General features: G+C 40.6%; 16 protein-coding genes. 9 read left to right on the top strand and 7 right to left on the bottom strand.

Features of this window, described 5'->3' with window-relative positions; translation table 11 throughout:
- The 4 genes from E5N72_RS19930 to E5N72_RS19915 all read left to right on the top strand — a co-directional run bounded on the left by E5N72_RS19930 (nt 1) and on the right by E5N72_RS19915 (nt 3,922).
- Nucleotides 1-231 carry a helix-turn-helix domain-containing protein gene (locus E5N72_RS19930; RefSeq protein WP_168246765.1) on the top strand — a complete coding sequence of 77 codons (231 nt, stop codon included), beginning with the start codon at nt 1-3 and terminating at the stop codon, nt 229-231.
- Nucleotides 232-279: 48 nt separating this feature from the next.
- Nucleotides 280-1,623 (top strand): N-succinylarginine dihydrolase, encoded by a 1,344-nt coding sequence (gene astB, locus E5N72_RS19925; RefSeq protein WP_135926828.1) that lies wholly within the window; start codon nt 280-282, stop codon nt 1,621-1,623.
- Between the two features lie 3 nt (nt 1,624-1,626).
- Nucleotides 1,627-2,136, top strand: a complete 510-nt coding sequence (locus E5N72_RS19920) for a GNAT family N-acetyltransferase (protein ID WP_135926827.1) — start codon at nt 1,627-1,629, stop codon at nt 2,134-2,136.
- Nucleotides 2,137-2,233: 97 nt separating this feature from the next.
- Nucleotides 2,234-3,922 carry a methyl-accepting chemotaxis protein gene (locus E5N72_RS19915; RefSeq protein WP_135926826.1) on the top strand — a complete coding sequence of 563 codons (1,689 nt, stop codon included), beginning with the start codon at nt 2,234-2,236 and terminating at the stop codon, nt 3,920-3,922.
- Nucleotides 3,923-3,959: 37 nt separating this feature from the next.
- On the opposite strand, the gene E5N72_RS19910 is transcribed toward E5N72_RS19915, so the two are convergent.
- Nucleotides 3,960-4,400 (bottom strand): hypothetical protein, encoded by a 441-nt coding sequence (locus E5N72_RS19910; RefSeq protein WP_135926825.1) that lies wholly within the window; start codon nt 4,398-4,400, stop codon nt 3,960-3,962.
- 227 nt (nt 4,401-4,627) lie between these two features.
- Between E5N72_RS19910 and E5N72_RS19905 the strand changes: the two genes are divergently transcribed.
- Nucleotides 4,628-5,626 carry a DUF4382 domain-containing protein gene (locus tag E5N72_RS19905; RefSeq protein ID WP_135926824.1) on the top strand — a complete coding sequence of 333 codons (999 nt, stop codon included), beginning with the start codon at nt 4,628-4,630 and terminating at the stop codon, nt 5,624-5,626.
- A gap of 114 nt (nt 5,627-5,740) precedes the next feature.
- Nucleotides 5,741-7,336 carry a carboxylesterase family protein gene (locus tag E5N72_RS19900; RefSeq protein WP_135926823.1) on the top strand — a complete coding sequence of 532 codons (1,596 nt, stop codon included), beginning with the start codon at nt 5,741-5,743 and terminating at the stop codon, nt 7,334-7,336.
- 32 nt (nt 7,337-7,368) lie between these two features.
- Here the strand turns inward: E5N72_RS19900 and E5N72_RS19895 are convergent, their stop codons facing one another.
- The 3 genes from E5N72_RS19895 to E5N72_RS19885 form a co-directional block, all read right to left on the bottom strand.
- Complete coding sequence (locus E5N72_RS19895; RefSeq protein ID WP_135926822.1) at nt 7,369-8,088, bottom strand: Sir2 family NAD-dependent protein deacetylase; 720 nt, start codon at nt 8,086-8,088, stop codon at nt 7,369-7,371.
- On the bottom strand, nt 8,085-9,107 hold the full coding sequence (locus tag E5N72_RS19890; protein ID WP_135926821.1) for a kelch repeat-containing protein: 1,023 nt from the start codon (nt 9,105-9,107) through the stop codon (nt 8,085-8,087). Before E5N72_RS19890 ends, E5N72_RS19895 begins: the two co-directional genes overlap by 4 nt.
- Nucleotides 9,108-9,171: 64 nt before the next feature.
- Nucleotides 9,172-9,801 (bottom strand): NAD(P)-dependent oxidoreductase, encoded by a 630-nt coding sequence (locus E5N72_RS19885; protein WP_135926820.1) that lies wholly within the window; start codon nt 9,799-9,801, stop codon nt 9,172-9,174.
- A 102-nt stretch (nt 9,802-9,903) separates the two neighbouring features.
- On the opposite strand from E5N72_RS19885, the gene E5N72_RS19880 reads away from it, so the two are divergent.
- Both E5N72_RS19880 and E5N72_RS19875 read left to right on the top strand, forming a co-directional pair.
- Nucleotides 9,904-10,788, top strand: a complete 885-nt coding sequence (locus E5N72_RS19880; RefSeq protein ID WP_135926819.1) for a LysR family transcriptional regulator — start codon at nt 9,904-9,906, stop codon at nt 10,786-10,788.
- Nucleotides 10,789-10,834: 46 nt separating this feature from the next.
- Entirely contained in the window at nt 10,835-11,086 is a 252-nt protein-coding gene (locus tag E5N72_RS19875; protein ID WP_135926818.1) for a TIGR03643 family protein, read from the top strand.
- 2 nt (nt 11,087-11,088) lie between these two features.
- Here E5N72_RS19875 and E5N72_RS19870 read toward each other — a convergent pair whose 3' ends face one another.
- From E5N72_RS19870 to E5N72_RS19860, 3 genes are all read right to left on the bottom strand, one after another.
- Nucleotides 11,089-12,405 (bottom strand): PAS domain-containing methyl-accepting chemotaxis protein, encoded by a 1,317-nt coding sequence (locus tag E5N72_RS19870; RefSeq protein WP_135926817.1) that lies wholly within the window; start codon nt 12,403-12,405, stop codon nt 11,089-11,091.
- A 208-nt stretch (nt 12,406-12,613) separates the two neighbouring features.
- On the bottom strand, nt 12,614-13,930 hold the full coding sequence (locus E5N72_RS20830; protein ID WP_063529392.1) for a PAS domain-containing methyl-accepting chemotaxis protein: 1,317 nt from the start codon (nt 13,928-13,930) through the stop codon (nt 12,614-12,616).
- Nucleotides 13,931-14,027: 97 nt separating this feature from the next.
- On the bottom strand, nt 14,028-14,282 hold the full coding sequence (locus E5N72_RS19860; protein WP_135926816.1) for a YfhL family 4Fe-4S dicluster ferredoxin: 255 nt from the start codon (nt 14,280-14,282) through the stop codon (nt 14,028-14,030).
- Between the two features lie 602 nt (nt 14,283-14,884).
- Between E5N72_RS19860 and E5N72_RS19855 the strand changes: the two genes are divergently transcribed.
- Complete coding sequence (locus E5N72_RS19855) at nt 14,885-17,857, top strand: TonB-dependent receptor (RefSeq protein ID WP_063529643.1); 2,973 nt, start codon at nt 14,885-14,887, stop codon at nt 17,855-17,857.
- The last annotated feature ends 72 nt before the right edge of the window (nt 17,858-17,929 follow it).

Here is a 17,929-nt window from a genome sequence, read left to right as displayed (position 1 = left end):
ATGTTAAATAATGATCCCGCATTTATTGAAGCACTTAAAAAAATTTCGGTTCATCAACTAACAATCACCGAAGCGTCGGCGCAGTACGACATTCCTAAGCGTGTGTTATACAAAGCTGCAAGACAGCAACAAGTTAAACAGAACAAGCAAAAGGCGTATTTAATTGCTACCCAGAAGCGTTTGCAGCAAAGCTTACGCAATGTAGAAATGGAGTTAGCTAGCTTCAGCTAAATAATTTCTGTATGGTTAAAATTTACGCACAACAATGATGGAATAAGTATGCACGCAGTAGAAGTAAACTTTGATGGCTTAGTGGGGCCTACTCACAATTACGCGGGATTATCGTATGGCAATGTCGCTTCACTAAGTCACGCCTCTTCGCATTCAAACCCCAAAGAGGCCGTGCTACAAGGCCTTGAAAAAATGAAGGCGATGCACGAATTAGGTCTAGAGCAAGGTATTTTTGCTCCTCATGCTCGCCCCGACATTAATGTGCTAAAACGCCTAGGCTTTACAGGCAGCGATAAGCAAATAATCGAAAAAGCATTTAAGGCAGATCCGATACTATTAAGAGCATGTTACAGTGCATCAGCAATGTGGACAGCCAATGCAGGAACAATTTCACCTTCTGCCGATACTCTTGATGGCAAAGTGCACTTTACGGCTGCTAACTTAAATAACAAATTTCACCGCTCACTAGAGCCCGTGACAACTACGGCATTGTTAAAAGCCATGTTTAACGACGAGCGTTATTTTAGCCATCATACTCACTTACCAGATCAAGGCTTTTTTGGTGATGAAGGCGCAGCAAACCATAATCGCCTATGCGACAGTCATGCAGATACAGGGCTTGAGCTTTTTATATATGGTGCAAGTAGTTTTAATAGTGCCTTACCAAAACCCGTTAAATTTCCTGCAAGACAAACACTTGAAGCATCTCAAGCAATTGCCCGCTTACATCAACTAAAACCAGAAAATCAGTTATTTATTCAACAGAACCCCGATGTAATAGACCAAGGCGTCTTTCACAACGATGTAATTGCGGTGGCTAATGGCAATGTACTTTTGTGTCATGAACAAGCATTTTTGAACCAGCCCAGTGCGCTGAAGCAAATTAAACAGGCTTACCTTGGCAATAAACCACTGCATATTATTGAGGTGCCAACCAATAAAGTAAGTATCACAGATGCAGTGAGCAGCTATTTGTTTAATAGTCAGTTGATCACTTTAGCTGATGGCAATATGTTACTTGTTGCACCAAAAGAATGTCAGCGTAATCAAGCGGTACACGACTATATTCAAGAAATGGTTTTAGCGGATAATCCAGTTCAACAAGTACGCTTTTTTGATTTACGCCAAAGTATGCAAAATGGTGGCGGTCCTGCTTGTTTGCGCTTACGTGTTGCACTCAACAGTGATGAATTGGCAGCGGTCAATCCTGGGGTGCGTTTTAGTGAAGAAAAATATAACCAGTTAGTGAGTTGGGCTAATAAGCATTACCGCGACTCTTTAAGTAGTGATGACTTTGCTGATCCACGGCTTTTAACCGAAAGCTATCAGGCACTTGATGAGTTAACCAGCTTACTTAACTTAGGCTCTGTGTATCCATTCCAACAAGAATAATTAATGAAAATTAAAGCAGTTCATTCTATTAAAGGAGTGTCTAAATCACTCAATAGTTTACTGATTGATAGCGTTGCCAGTGGCGCATCAATTGGCTTTCTTGCCCCTTTATCATTAAAGTCAGCCCAAGACTATTGGCAAGGGGTCGATGCCGATTTAACGACCCCTTACCGTAGGCTTTACCTTGCCCTTGATGGTGCTACGGTGATTGGCTCAGTGCAGCTTTCTTTGTGTGCCAAAACCAATGGTGCTCATCGTGGCGAGGTAGAAAAGCTAATGGTACATAGCGAACATCAAGGTAAAGGCATCGCAAAGCAGCTAATGTCCAATCTAGAAAACGATGCCTATACTTTAGGCATTAAGTTACTGGTACTTGATACTCGCCAGGGTGATACCGCCTCTTATCTCTATCGTAAACTTAATTATTTAGAGGCAGGCACAATCCCAGACTTTGCGAAAAGCTCAACAGGCGAGCTCGATGCTACCGTGTACTTTTATAAGCAGCTTACGTAAATCGCTTAATAGACCTTTTCATATAACCATAAAGTCGACTAATAAAATTTTTTAATACCACTAAAATAGTATTGCGAATTTCTATTAGGAGCGATAAATGGCGCTATCAATAAAGGAACGGGTACTTTTTTTAGCCTTACTTCCCCCTTTGCTCATTGCGATTATGCTGACACTCTACAACTATGTGCAATCAAAACAAAGTGGCGCACAAACAGTAGAAAGTTTTGCTACACAAATGGAAAGCGATCGTAAATCTGAAGTCAGCAATTACCAAAAAATTGCCATGAGTTCAATTGCTCATCTAATAGCTCAAGATAATGGCTCTAATACTAAGGAGCTACAAGATAAGGCAAAAAGCATTTTACGTAACTTACGCTTTGATGATGCTGGTGATACAGGTTATGTATTTGTCTATGACGTTGAAGGCGTCAACGTTGCTCATGGCGTTAACGCCTCACTTGAGGGCAAAAACCTTTATGATTTTAAAGATCCTAATGGGGTTTATTTGATACGAGAGCTCATTGATGCCGCAAAAAGAGGCGGTGGCTATGTACAGTATTCTTGGAAAAATACCAATGGTAGTGTGAACCCTAAACTCGGTTATGCCGCTTTAGTACCTAAATGGAATTGGGTACTAGGAACGGGTTTTTGGATCAGTGGCCTTGAACAACAAGTTGCAATGACAGAACAACGAGTTAATGAAGGTATCGATAATGCCTTTATAAACACAGTTATCGCTTCAGTATTCGCAGTAGCAATTACCGCAGCTATTGCAATGGTGGTATCGCGCAGTATTACCAACCCTCTTCACACAACCGTGCTAGCAATGAACGATATATCACAAGGTGATGGTGATTTAACCCAACGATTAATGGTTAAACGAGACGATGAGCTCGGCAAACTTGGCAGTTCATTTAACCGCTTTGCTGATGACGTGGGTAAAATGGTTATTGATATTCGCCAATCATCGCAATCGATGAATCAAGCGTCACATAAACTCAACGAGCTTCTTGCCAATATGCATGCTGGTATTAATCGTCAACATGAAGAAAGTGAGCAAGTTGCAACGGCAATAAACGAAATGTCGGCGGCGTCAATGGAAGTCGCACGAAGCGCTCAAGAAGCATCAACTGCAGCAGAACATGCCGATCATCTAGTAAAACAGGCTAATAACCAGTTACTTATCGCTATCAAAGTAATTAACGGCCTTGCTAAGCAAGTTGATGAAGGTGCCAATGCCGTTGATCAGCTAAATCAGCAATCTAGCCAAATTGGCAGTGTACTCGATGTGATCCGAAACATTGCAGAGCAAACTAATTTACTGGCACTTAATGCAGCAATTGAATCGGCACGTGCTGGCGAAGCTGGCCGAGGCTTTGCGGTGGTCGCTGATGAAGTGCGTACCCTTGCCAAGCGAACTCAAGATAGTACCCACGAAATAGAGGCAATGATTGAGCAGGTTCAACAAGGAACAACAACTGTCAACAGCATTATGCAATCAATCAAATCAGGAAGTGCAACCAGTGTGAACGAAGCAAGCGAAGTCGAAAAAGCGCTCAATGAAGTACTGCTTTCGGTTAATACCATCACCTCGCAGAATGCACAAATTGCCACTGCCGCTGAAGAGCAAACTTCAGTTTCAGAAGCGATTAATCAAAACATGACCACTATTGTTGATATTGCCAACAAGACTGCTAATGATACCGATGTTGCGACCTCATATATGGATGAATTAAATAACACCGCAACGCAGTTAGAACAGAATGTAAGTCGATATAAAACTTAAATATTTAACGATTGTTAAGCAGGTAAAAATAACCTGCTTAACAAAAATCATTGGTTTTTTGTAACGTTTTTAGCCAGTCAAATAAGTCGTTATCATAACGTTTTAGTCGCTGTTGGTGCTTATCATTTAGACTATAAAAAGGTGCTATACATATACGCTTCTCAGCCATAACTATCACAGTACGAATGCCTAACACTGAATAGTGATGAATCGACTGTACTTTTTTTGCATCCATTTGACGGCATTGTCCAAGTAAATTACGGTAATGCACACCATGGCGGCACACAGTAAAATTACGTTTAGAATTAAAAACTAACAAACCTAATAACAGCGAAATGCCGCAAACTAAAAAACTAAAAATAAAACTACTCACTTCTGCTTTGCTATTAATAAAGCCCACCAATAAAAGCATGTTAAGTGCACTTAACAGTGCAAAGCTCCTAGATTCATAGCGTTTCTCTAAATCGATGACTGTCATTCTTGTTCCTAAGATTTTATTTTTTGCCATGTTGACAACAAAATGTGGAAGAAAAATGGATTTGTTCATTATTGAGATTTTATTTGCCAGTTTTTATTAAACCGCCTTTCACTAGCTTTTAAAAAGGTACAAACGCGCGGATCTTAACTCAGTTAAAGCAATTCAACTTACATTAAGTTTTGGTGACTAGACTATTAATAAATTTTTAGAACACAAGGGAAGAAACAATGAACTTCAAAACTACATTACTTAGCAGCGCCGTTTTATTTGCACTTGTTGGTTGTGGCTCAGACAACGACAAAAAAGAAACTGTAGATCCGCAGCCACAAACTGCGCAATTCACGCTTGGAGTTTCTGACGCACCAGTAACAGGCTTAAAAGCTGTGAATGTTGTGTTCGATTCAATCACGCTTAAAAGCCAAGGTGGTGAAGAGTTCACTTTCGAAACTCGTGAGCAAAATGATGAAACCATGCCTGAAATGGTTAACTTACTAGATTACACAGGTGATGACATTTTCTCATTATTAGAAGATGAAGAAGTGCCAGCAGGTGATTATCAATGGATCCGTGCCGATGTTATTAATGGCGACACAAACGATTTAACTATGACATCGCATGTTGTGTATGAAGATGACAGCATTGCACCACTTGTTGTTAAACGCAAAGGCAACGATGGTATTGGTGAAATCCAACTTGATGGCTTCACACTTAACCAAGCTGGTAATGATTTTGTTCTTGAGTTTGACCTTAAAAAGTCATTAGTTGACCCACAAAATAGCGACGAGATCTTCTTAAAACCTCGCGGTGTGAGATTAGAAAACTTAGCTGAATCGCAAGACATTGAAGGCACGGTAAGCGAAGAGCTAATCGCATTTTGTGAAACAGATAACATAGACATTGCAATGACTGATGGCTCGTTTGGTCACGCTGTTTATCTATACAACAGCGATATAGAAATGCCAATGGACAACTACGAAGTAAGCGAAGACGACACGCCCGCTGATGCACCACTTGCAACCGCTAACGTTGTTTTCGATAACGAAGATAACCAATACGAATTTGAACTTGCGTTTGTAAAACCAGGTGACTACCAACTAGCTTACACCTGTGCAGCACATATTGATGATGCCGAAACTCAAGACGAAGCATTTAATCTTTATCAAGTTAAACCAATTACAGTCACAGCAGGTGAAGATTTAGACGTATCTTTCACTGTTTCTGAATAAAGTTATTATAACTTTCTTACCAGCATAGTTACTTGAAGCTATGCTGGTTTTCTCGTTGTTACTATATGAATATGTTAATATTATAAGCCTTACCTAAACAGCCTAGGCTTTGTTATGACATCGCGTATTCTAAAATCGATTTTTTACTCATCTTTTCTATTAGGTTCTGCCGTATTTTTGCAAGGCTGCCAAGAGCAACCTCAATCTGATCATATCGCCGTCACTGGCGGGCTTATTCAAGGGCAGCAGCAAGGGCGATTTATTGCGTTTAAAGGCATTCCCTATGCAGCAGCTCCAGTGGGAGAGTTACGCTGGCGAGCACCGCAACCTGTGCCAAAGTGGCAAGATGTAAAGGTACTGAGCGATTACGCCCCTGACTGCATGCAAAAGCCGTTTGCAGCAGATGCTGCACCGCTTACAACAACTCCTTCGGAAGACTGCCTTTATCTAAATGTATTTAAACCGACTAAACACAGCGATACACCTTACCCTGTAGTCGTCTGGATACACGGCGGTGGCTTTGTAAATGGCGGCCCATCACCCGCTATTTACTCAGGTGAAAGCTTTGCTAAACAAGGGATTATTTTTGTTAGCTTTAATTATCGATTAGGCCGATTTGGCTTTTTTGCTCACCCTGCACTTGCTCGTTTTGAAAACGATGCATTGGGTAACTACGCATTAATGGATCAAATTGCGGCTCTTGAGTGGGTGAAACAGAATATTGCTCAATTTGGTGGTGATGCTTCAAAAGTGACACTGATGGGAGAATCTGCTGGCGGTGCATCGGTACACGCGATGATGCAAACTCCTGCAGCAAATAACTTATTTCAACAAGCGATTATTATGTCTGCTGGCGGGCGCGAGTTATTTAACGAGTTGCCACTTTATAGCAATGACGACTCAGTATTAAGCGCCGAAAAAATTGGTGAAAACTTTGCCAAGCAACACACTATCTTAGGTAGTGATAAGAATGCGCTGGCGGCACTACGTGAATTATCTGCTGAAGAAGTCGTTGGAAACCTCAACCTAAGTACATTAAACAAACAAAGTACTAATGAGTCTACTTACGTAGGTGGGCCAATCATTGATGGCATCATCATAAATGCTTCAACTGAAGCACGCTTGAGTAAAGGCACATTCAGCCATGTTGCTACCATGGTCGGCACAACTGATATGGATTTAGGCTTTGCAAACTATTCTTCAAAAGAGGCGCTATTTGAAAGCTTTGCTCCTCACTCGATACAAGCCAAAATGGCTTACGATGCACAAGGCGACACCCCACTGCCAATAATTAATTACCAAGTCGGACAGGATGCTTTAATGCAAGAGCCAGCAAAGTTCGTTGCAAAGCGTGTGACAGATATGGGTAATGATGCTTTCTTGTATCGTTTTGGTTATGTAGCGCAAACCTTAGATAAACCCGGTGCTGAACACGCCAGCGAGATTCCGTATTTTTTTAATACTGTGGCAGCGAAATATGGCCATGTCACCACTGAGCAAGATAAGCAAGCTGCTAAAATAATGCACCGTTATGTGACTAATTTTATTAAATTAGGCACCCCAAATGGCCCCGGCCTACCAACATGGCAAGCATATAAAAATGATGAGTCTTTTATTCTGCAAATGAGTAAATCAGGGACTGCAGAATTTTTACCAGACCCCTTACAAGCGCGGTTAAACATCACAGCAATAAAAGCTGAACAACAATAATGAAATAAGGCGCTAAATTAAGCGCCTTATTTTTATCCCTGCTGCTGGATATATTCAAGCGCAGTCATTTTTTGGTATGTCACATTAGGATGAAATACATGGGTAGGTTCGGGGTCAACTACTTCAATGGGTATGCCCTGGCTGCGTGCTATATCGAGTGCCATTTGCGTAATATTGACGCTAAAAGAGGTGCCTATAAACACAATTTTATCGGCATCGAGCATACGCTGTTGCGCCTCAGAAATTCGATAAAGTTCAGTGTAGTACTCATCAAATAACAACACGTAAGGCTTAAACGATTCGTTTAGCTTGGGGCTTTCATTGTTGATATTGAACACCTCAAGCAATGAGTTGTGTAGGTTGTCTTCGTTGACCTTATCCCATGGCGCATTGAAGGCCATCACATCATCACCTTGATGGTGAAACAGTGTCATTTGATCCAAACGACCATGAATAGCAATATAATCCGTGTTACCGGCTTTGCCATCGAGGCCATCAATATTTTGTGTAATAAGATTTTTATCGCTCAACCAATGATGCACCTCATTGGGCCCATGGTGTCGATACGTTGCAAAACGATGATAATACCAAGCTAAAAATTCTCGCGGATTGTTTTCGTACATGGCGCGAGTTGCCATTTCCATCGGCGTATAATTTTTACTGCCTATGGTCCAAAATCCATCTTCGCCACGAAAGGTCGGTATACCGCTTGCGGCACTGACTCCGGCACCTGTGATATAAAGTGTATTCATAGTGATAATTCGACCTTATAGCCAAGTGCATCGGCAGTCACTTGTTGATTATTGTCCATACCACCAATACGGTACAAACTACCTTGATGCTCTAATAAACCACGATGATCCATACTTGCAGTTTTAGCTTTTGGCATCATTTGCCAATTGTTTTTATCAATATCAAAACGCCAAACATGATTACTCGCCGGTGCTGGCTTACCGTTGTATCCTATACCATTGTAGTTATATGGGTTTGCAGAACCGCCCAACATATAGATATCACCATTAAAACTGGTTGCAGCCATACGATAGTGGGCAACACCTGTTGGATGTGGCACGGTACGCCAATCTATTTTTAATGGATTATTAGCATCAATAGTGCCTTTTAAACACTGTGCAACCGCAGCAAAAGAACGACGTTTATCTGCATTGGCCTGCGTTTTTACACCATCACACACTAAAATTGTGTTGCCACTAATTGCCGCTGCTTGACCAAATACTGGCTGGCCTAAAAATGGCGAAGCCTGTTGCCAAGTATCTGTTTTGGTGTCATAAACTTGTACTAAGTTAACATTACCATCGTTATGCCAACCACTGACTAAATAGATGTAACGTTGTTGGTATGAAAGCGCCACACTGTCATCAACAGGCACGGGCATATTGGCGAGTTGCGTGTAAGAATTCGTAAGTACATCGTAGCGATATACATCAGGGGTAGAAATTTCTTGATGATCCGCACTTACAGTATAGCCACCAAATACATAGGCATGTTTACCAACACCCACTGCGGTGCTAGCTAAACGTCCAACTAGAGGCTGGCTACTCGGTACCGCTTTTGCTGTTCGCCATGCCGACTCACCAACTTTGAGTACCCATACTTTATTGTGAATATCATGGTGTGCTTTCCCTTTTCCTATTCCCATAAAACTTAAGAAATAAGCTTGTTCATTTACAACAACTTTAGCGACGGCATTATTTGCAACTGCTTCGGGTAAGGCAGGAATTGTTGCAAGCGCAACAGAAAATAATAGGCTCATATCATGATAAAATCAGCTAAAAAACATCGCATAAGAATACCATTTTATGAGCCTGAGAAAAGTATCAATAAGCGATACTTATACGTTGATTTAAATGCGCTGCAGACTGCGCTTCATCAAGCATTGCTTTCGCATAATCGGTTACTGATATTTTGCTTTCGCCGTTGGCATCAGTAAAGAAGCTATCACCACCAACACGGTATGGGCGCTCTGACTCACCGGGATAAATAACCGCAGCTGGTGATACAAACGTCCATGGCGTATCTGTTGTTGACGCTTTAAATACTTCAAGCGCTTCGCCTTGAGCGATTGCTTCTGCTTTGTATTCAGCAGGAAAATCAGGGCTTGATACAAGCGTTACACCCGGTGCAACTTCTAAGCTACCTGCACCACCCACCCATAAAATACGCGTGCCAGTACCGGCAAATGCATTCAGCAATTGCTGTGCTGTGTTTGCAACAATTTCATGGTTACCTAATGCGCGACCACCAATTGCCGCAATAACAACATCACTACCTGCAGCAGCACTTGCAATATCGTCTTTTGTTAAATCAAATTCAGTTACAGTAACATTATCTTGCGTTACTTTACTTACATCTCTTACTAACGCATTAACTTGATGACCACGTGCTAATGCTTCTGATGTAATGTGGCTGCCAATCCAACCTGTTGCGCCAATAACTGCTAATTTCATGAGGAATTCTCCGTTGTTTGTTTCAATGATGGCAGTTTACTTGTTCACTATTTACTGATAAATACACTATATAGATACACATTGTTTCACTTTAAGATACCAATGGATAAACTCAACTCAATTACTAGCTTTGTCGAAGTTGCTCGCACAGGCAGCTTTACTCAGGCCGCTGAGCACTTAGGTTTAAGCAGATTACAAGTTTCTAGGCATATTCAAGATATTGAAAAGTGGCTAAATTTAAGGTTATTTCATCGCACAACACGAAAAGTCAGTTTAACTCTTCAAGGTGAAGAGGCCCTTAGCTATTGCCAGCAAATACTCAATCAAGTGTCTGACTTACAAAGCCGAGCACACAGCCACAACAACGAATTGGTGGGTACCATTCGAGTTGCCTCTCCGATTGGGCTTGGCCAACATAAACTATTTGATGCCATTGAAGAGTTCACCAAACGCCATCCACAGACGCGATTTGAACTGTTACTCTCAGATAGTTTATCGCAGCTGGTTGATGACCGCGTTGATATCGCTTTGCGTTATATCCACCAGCCCGATGAAGGACTCATTGCCCGTAAGCTAATGTATATCGCAACCGCAGTGTGTGCATCAAACGACTATTTAGCTGCGAGCCCACCGATTAATGAGCCAAATGACTTAACTGCACATAATTGCCTTATTCATAACAAACACAATATTTGGCAATTTCAACGCGACGACAACACTCAAAAAGTGACTGTTAAGGGCAACATTGTTGCCAATGATATGGGTGTGCTTTTAAAAGCAGCAAAACAAGGAATGGGGGTGGCTCATTTACCCTGCGATCTCGCCAATGACTATTTAGCATCAGGTGAGCTTATTAAAGTGCTACCAGAGCATACAACTATAGGCTCTCATTTATGGGCGGTGTACTTATCGCGTAACTTCCAACAAAATGTGGTCAGAGCGTTCATCGACTTTTTAGCCGAGCACTGGCAACACGATATCTTATAATCCAAATCTGCTGCATGTACGTATAAGCAAACAAAAAGGAGTCGTAATGCAGCACTTAGATCATGAAATATCACGCATCATAGAGATGGCGTGGGAAGACAGAACCCCGTTTGAAGCAATAAACCAGCAATTTGGTTTAAATGAAAAAAGCGTTATCGCGTTAATGCGTGAACAATTAACAAGCTCGAGCTTTAAACTTTGGCGAAAACGCGCAGCAGGTAGGCAAACCAAACACTTAAAACTACGAAACCCTGATATCACTCGCGGCTACTGTAAAACCCAGTACAAACATCGATAACGCTACTTGAGTTGTTCAGCAAACTGCCCAACAGCATCGACAACTTTTTGAGCGCCATTTTGTATATCGGCCATCACTTTTCCTGACTCAGTAGCAAGGCTGAAACTTTGTTCTGCCTTGCTTTTACCTAATTGAATGACTCCAACTGTATTTTGTGTAAGCACACGGTTTTGTTGCACCACATCTACAATCTCAATGGTTGCGCTTGAAGTTCTGCGGGCAAGTTGTCTTACTTCATCAGCAACCACAGCAAACCCTCTGCCTTGTTCGCCTGCACGAGCAGCCTCAATTGCAGCATTTAATGCTAATAGATTGGTTTGGTCGGCTATACTCCCTATGCTTTGCACAAGTGAAGCTATTTGTTGCGATTGCTTATCAAGGGCAGCCATTTCTTGCGCTGCTTGTTCCATTTGTTTTGCTAGCGCATCCATAACTTGCACCATGTTATTCAATACTTCAGCACCTTGCTGAGCAATCTTGTCGGTTTCTGTGGAAGTGCTATAGGCTATATCTGCGGCCTGAGAAATAGCCATTTCAAGCTTTACTTGTTCTGTAATGACAGTGGCAAACTTTACAACCTTATAAAGTTCACCTTGCTCATTAAAGATCGGATTATAAGTTGCCTCAAGCCATACAGGATCACCTTGCTTATCGACACGTTTAAAGCGTGAAGCAATAAATTCACCTTGTTGTAGCTTTTGCCAAAAGTCGGCATATTGATTAGAGCCAACTTCATCAGATTCACAAAACATACTATGATGCTTACCAATAATTTCTTGTGCTGTGTAACCAACCCCCGCTAAAAATTGCTCATTTGCTTTAAGCACATAACCATTTAAATCAAATTCAATCACAGCCATTGAGCGATGGATTGCCTTCACTAAATCCTGATTTTCACGGGAGGTTTCAATGGTCCGCGTCAATACGCTTGCATGCAGAGTAATTTTTTGAAATTGCTTATCTTTGTTAACAACACGGTGTAAAAATACACGCAACCATACTGGGCTATTTTTTGCGTTTATAAGCTGTACAGCTCCCACCCAAACGGTTTGTTCATATAGCGCTTGCTTAAAAAGTTCAAAGTGGGGTGTTTTTCGGGCAGCATCAGGGACAAAATCAAGTAAAGATTTGCCAAGCAATTGTTTTTCAGAATACCCAAGCTCAGTTAATACGTGCTCATTAACCGAGAGGATATAGCCATCTTCATCAAGCTCTAAAGTAAACATACTCTGGTCTAAAGTATCTTTTACTTGCATAACACTAAATAATTCATTCTCTAAATCGGCAATTCTATTCTTCAATGGCTGAGTAAAAAACATGGCTCTTCTCACCTTAAAATCATATGAAAACAACACAGAGCAGTACTCTAAGAACTACATGAGCTGTAACTTTTAATGATTTTAGCCGAATTGAATGAATAAAAACTCAGCTTTTACGACAATAAGAAGTTTCTCGGGTGAAAATAAGAAATAATTTAATTTTTTGAAATAATAAAAAACCTAGTAAAACTAGGCTAAGCATATAAGACTATTTAAGTTTGTTTACAAACTGACCAATTGTATCAACCACCTGTTGAGCGCCATGCTGAATATCTTCCATCACTTTACCCGAGTCATTTGACAACGAGAGCCCTTGCTCAGCTTGTATCTTACCTTCTTCTATCACTTTTACGGTGTTTTTGGTTAGTGACTGGTTGTGTTGTACTACATCAACAATTTCTTCAGTCGCTTTTGAGGTTCTTGAAGCTAACTGCCTTACTTCATCAGCAACCACAGCAAACCCTCGCCCTTGGTCACCTGCTCTAGCCGCTTCAATTGCAGCATTAAGCGCTAGTAAATTGGTTTGTTCAGCAATACTACTAATACTTTCTACGATATTTGAAATTTGCTGTGACTGCTTATCGAGCGCCGTTATTTCCTCTGCAGCTTGCTCCATTTGCTGAGCAAGATCTGCCATCACCTTCATCGTGTTACGCAAAACATCAGCTCCTTGCTGAGCCAGTTTGTCCGTCTCAACCGATGTGCTGTAAGCTATTTCTGCAGCTTGCGTGGTTGCCAGTTCACGGTTTACTTGTTCAGTAATAACCGTTGCAAACTTCATAACTTTATATTGCTCACCAAAATCATTAAAAATAGGATTGTATGACGCTTCAAGCCACACGGTGTTACCGTATCGGTCAACACGCTTGAAACGATCAGCAATAAATTCTCCTCGCCTTAATTGCTGCCAAAACTGCGCATATTCAGATGACTCCACAACCTCTGATTCACAAAAAATACGGTGATGCTTGCCAACAATCTCTTCTTTCTTATAACCCATAGAATCTAAGAACAGCTGGTTTGCATTAATGACTTTTCCTTCAAGATCAAATTCAATAACAGCCATTGAGCGGTTTATCGCATTAATAACATCACTATTTTCACGAGATGTGGCAATTACATCCGTACATACAGAACCATAAATAGCATAATAATTAAATTCACCATGCTCATTTAAAACTGGTTGAACAATAATACACAGCCACTCAACCTGCCCATCATAACGAGCAACCTGCATTTGCCCTACCCAGTGTCGTTGATTTGCAAGTGCATTGTTTAAGTCTGAAAACTGATAAGTATTGCGTGATTGAGGGGTTATAATCGTTTGAAAAGGAGCATCAATTAACTTTTCATGTGGATAACCAAACTCATTTAAAAAGTTTTGATTCATATAAGAAATCGTACGATCTTTACGAAGTTTCAATACCAGCATTTCTTCATCAATGCCTGAAATAAGGCCCTTGAGTGGATGGAGCTCAGCATTTAATGCTGCTATTTCATTTTGTAAAGCTTTGTTGAACCACATATAACGCCCTAGATTAAATCACTAACATATTGTTGTTAATGTGATTGTAGAACATTCAGTATGAGATGCTAGTTTTGGGCACTTATATCGATAAGGATTAGCAAGCCTGTGAAGTTAATTTGACATACTTGTCGGCTAATTCATCTAGTGACTCTCGGTGATTTGGATCTGGCTTAATGCAGTCAATTGGACACACACTCACACAGGTAGGATTATCATAATGCCCAACACATTCAGTGCATTTGTTAGGGTCAATTTGATATATCTTCGCCCCCATATAAATAGCCTCATTCGGGCACTCAGGATCACACATATCACAGTTAATACATTTGTTATTGATGAGTAATGCCATGACACACCTTTAAGCACGATGATGGAGTATTGCCTTTAAAAGCTAACCTAGATTTCAAAAAGCAGCGAAAATTGCAGCCGCGTAATATAGATGGCTGCGAATGAAGTTTCTTTGATCTAGATCAAACGACAAGCCACTCTGGAAAAGTAATTACTTTGGCCGACAATTCACTTAACCATAAACAATTGCAACCTCCTTAAGCGCACTTTAACAGAAGTAAGTTTGCTTATTTAAAACCCTAAAAAGAGCCAACTCATTTTTACTATCCGGTATTTAAAAACACTGTATTTCATAAAGTTACCATCTTGACTTTACTTTTTAAGCTCCTGAAATAAAAACAGTTTTTAAATATTTCGTTGCGATAGAAGCTGTCAAAACCGACCCATTCCTCGTTTAATTTTCACACAACTTTTTTAACAATTTATTGATATAGCTGTTGACGTAAACTGCAAATCACACTACCCTTTTCTGGAAGCGCTTTCATAAGGGCGATTTTCAACCTCTTTATGGTAGCGCTTCCAGATGCATTTAATAATCTATTTTCGACAACAATATCATGCCCTAATTGCATGAATAACAATGATAAAAATGAGGGAAACCTGATGCCAAGCCATAACTTCAAAAGAACAAAGTTAGCTTCTAGCTTATCTTTGCTTTTAGGTGCTAGCACCTGCTTTTCTGCCTATGCAGAGCAGTCTGAACACAACGATGACATTGAAGTCATTCAAGTAACAGGATTTAAAGGAAGTATTAAAGAATCAACCCAATTAAAGCGCTACTCTTCAGGTGTTGTTGATGCTATTTCATCAGAAGATATAGGTAAATTCCCAGATACTAACCTAGCAGAATCTTTGCAACGTATTACAGGTGTATCGATAGACCGTAGTAATGGTGAAGGCTCAAAAGTAACAGTACGTGGTTTTGGTCCAGACTATAATATGGTGACTTTAAATGGGCGTACTATGCCAGCAGCCTCACTTCCTGCTGGCGGTGGCTCTCCAAATTCTCGTGCATATGATTTTGCTAATTTGGCATCAGAAAGTGTTAAGTCAGTTGAAGTCTATAAAACCGGAAAAGCAAATATTGCATCAGGTGGTATTGGGGCCACAATAAACATTAATACTGCCCGCCCTCTAGACAATCCAGGTTTAATTACCAATGTTGGTGTAAAAGCTATGCACGATACAACTAATCGTGTCGGCGATGATATTACACCAGAAATCTCAGGTATCTTTAGTTGGACTGACGAAGAAGCAAAGTTTGGTGTATCACTTACTGCAAGCGTTCAAAAACGTGATAGTTCGGCAGCAGGTGCTTTTGTTAACGAATGGAGAACCACTGCATACGACGGCACAATTCCTCAATCTGCAGATGACATCATCATCGAAAATGCACCTGCAATGGGGCAATATTATTCAATGCCTTCCGATCTTCGTTACACAATCGCCGATCGTGAACGCACTCGAACAAACGCGCAGCTAACACTGCAATATAGTCCTGTAGAGTCGCTTACCGCAACACTTGATTACACCTACTCTCAACAAGAGTTATTCGAGTCACGTGCTGAGCAGTCAATCTGGATGGATAACTATAAAACGCACTTAATCTTTGATGACAATGCGGTTAAAACACCAATCTACTATAAAGAAGAACGCCGCGATCTATCAACGCGTGACCTAGGCTTAGCGTTACAAGAGCTCAATCAACTTAATAAAAATGACTCTATTGGTCTTAATCTTGAATACTTTGTAAATGACCAACTCAGTTTTGTATTTGATGCGCATAGTTCAAAAGCAACGAGTGAGCCCGATGCGCCTTATGGCAGCTGGGTAAATGCAGGGTTAGGAGCGAATATTGTCGCTTCTCAAGAAGTCGATTTTAGTCGTGATTTACCCTCTATGGTGATTGATTTTGATGATTGTAGTCGTACTAATTTAAACTGTAATGGAGTGTTAGACCAAGATGATGTTGGTACTTCTATACTTGATTCTAACTTTGCACGCCAAGAATCAACGGTTGATGAATTCCGATTACTTGGTAAATATGAAATTGAGTCAGGGGTAATAGACTTTGGTATTGAGTCACGCTCAATGGAAAGTCATTCATTGCAGTCACTTACTCGTAATACGATGGGTAACTGGGGTATCGAAAACCCAGGTGAGTTACCTGATGGCTACCTTGACCCGACAAATTTCTTAAGTGAATTAGATGGCTACAATACCTCAGGTTCATTTGATCAAGGTTTCACTGGCAGCGCGTCAGAAATTGGTTATTGGGCAGCAAGCCAATACGGGTTTAATTTTGCAGCAGATGGCGCATTTGCAACAAACCGTACTATTAAAGAAGATATTCAAGCTGCATTTGTACAATATAAGCATCAAGGTGAAATTGGTGATATGCCATTTAACCTCTTAGTTGGTGCTCGTTACGAAACCACAGATATCACATCAACAGCAAATATTGACTTACCAAATGCAGTCGCTTGGGAAGGTAATAACGATTTTAATGTGCGATATGGCACTGACAAACAAGATTACTCTCTAAGCTCTGATTATAATCACTTTCTACCTAGTATCGATTTTGATATTAACGTGGTTGATGATGTAAAAATTCGTGCTTCATATAGCACCACAATCGCACGACCTACTTATGATAATTTAAGCTCTGCAGCAACGGTTGGAGTACCAACGGGGCCAAGTTTAATTCCAGGTACCACTAATGCACCAGCTTCAACCGGTAACCCAGGCTTAGTACCGCTTGAATCAGATAATATCGATGTTTCAGCTGAGTGGTACTACAGCGATGTTAGTTATGTTTCTGTCGGTTATTACAATAAAAAAGTTGATAATTTTATTGGTTTAACACCAATGACTCAAAATTACTATGACTTACGAGATGTTTCAGCAGGTCCCCGCGCTCAAGCAGCAAAAGCTGAACTAGAGGCTAGAGGTCTTGCCGTTACTGACTCAAACCTATTCCAAATGGTTGCGGCTATGGAAAATGGAGTTGCTTTTGATTCAATGACTTATGAAGAATTTGAAGCAGCCTACGATATCTTGCCTAACAGCGATGATCCACTAATGGAATTTACAGCTCAAGTTCCTACTAACAATAAAGATGCAAAAATTGACGGATATGAATTTGCTATCCAACATTTCTTTGGTGATTCGGGCTTTGGTATTCAAGCAAACTACACGATTGTAAATGGCGATGTTGACTTTAATGTCGCAGCAGATCCTACGACAACGCAGTTTGCATTAGTAGGTTTAAGTGACACAGCTAACTTAATTGCAATGTACGAAAATGATAAATTTCAAGCTCGTATAGCCTATAACTGGCGTGATAAATTCTTAAACAATGCAGCTCGCTATGTAAATGAACCTGCATTTACTGAAGAGTATTACCAAGTCGATTTTAATGTAGCTTATAACTATAGTGAGAAACTCTCTTTCTTTTTAGAGGGAATTAACATTACAGAGCAAGACAACCGCCAACATGGACGATACAAAGCGCAGTTATGGAATTTAGACAAAAATGGTGCTCGCTACAATTTAGGTGTACGTTATAACTTCTAAGCTATTGCTGAAGCAAGAGTATACGGTCTAATAGCAATTTACTTAATATGTGGGCTCTTGGGGATAGAAAGG

Source organism: Pseudoalteromonas sp. MEBiC 03607, assembly GCF_004792295.1.
Lineage (GTDB): Bacteria > Pseudomonadota > Gammaproteobacteria > Enterobacterales > Alteromonadaceae > Pseudoalteromonas > Pseudoalteromonas lipolytica_C.
Note: the sequence above shows the minus strand (reverse complement) of the source record. Positions and strands in the feature narration are given on the sequence as shown.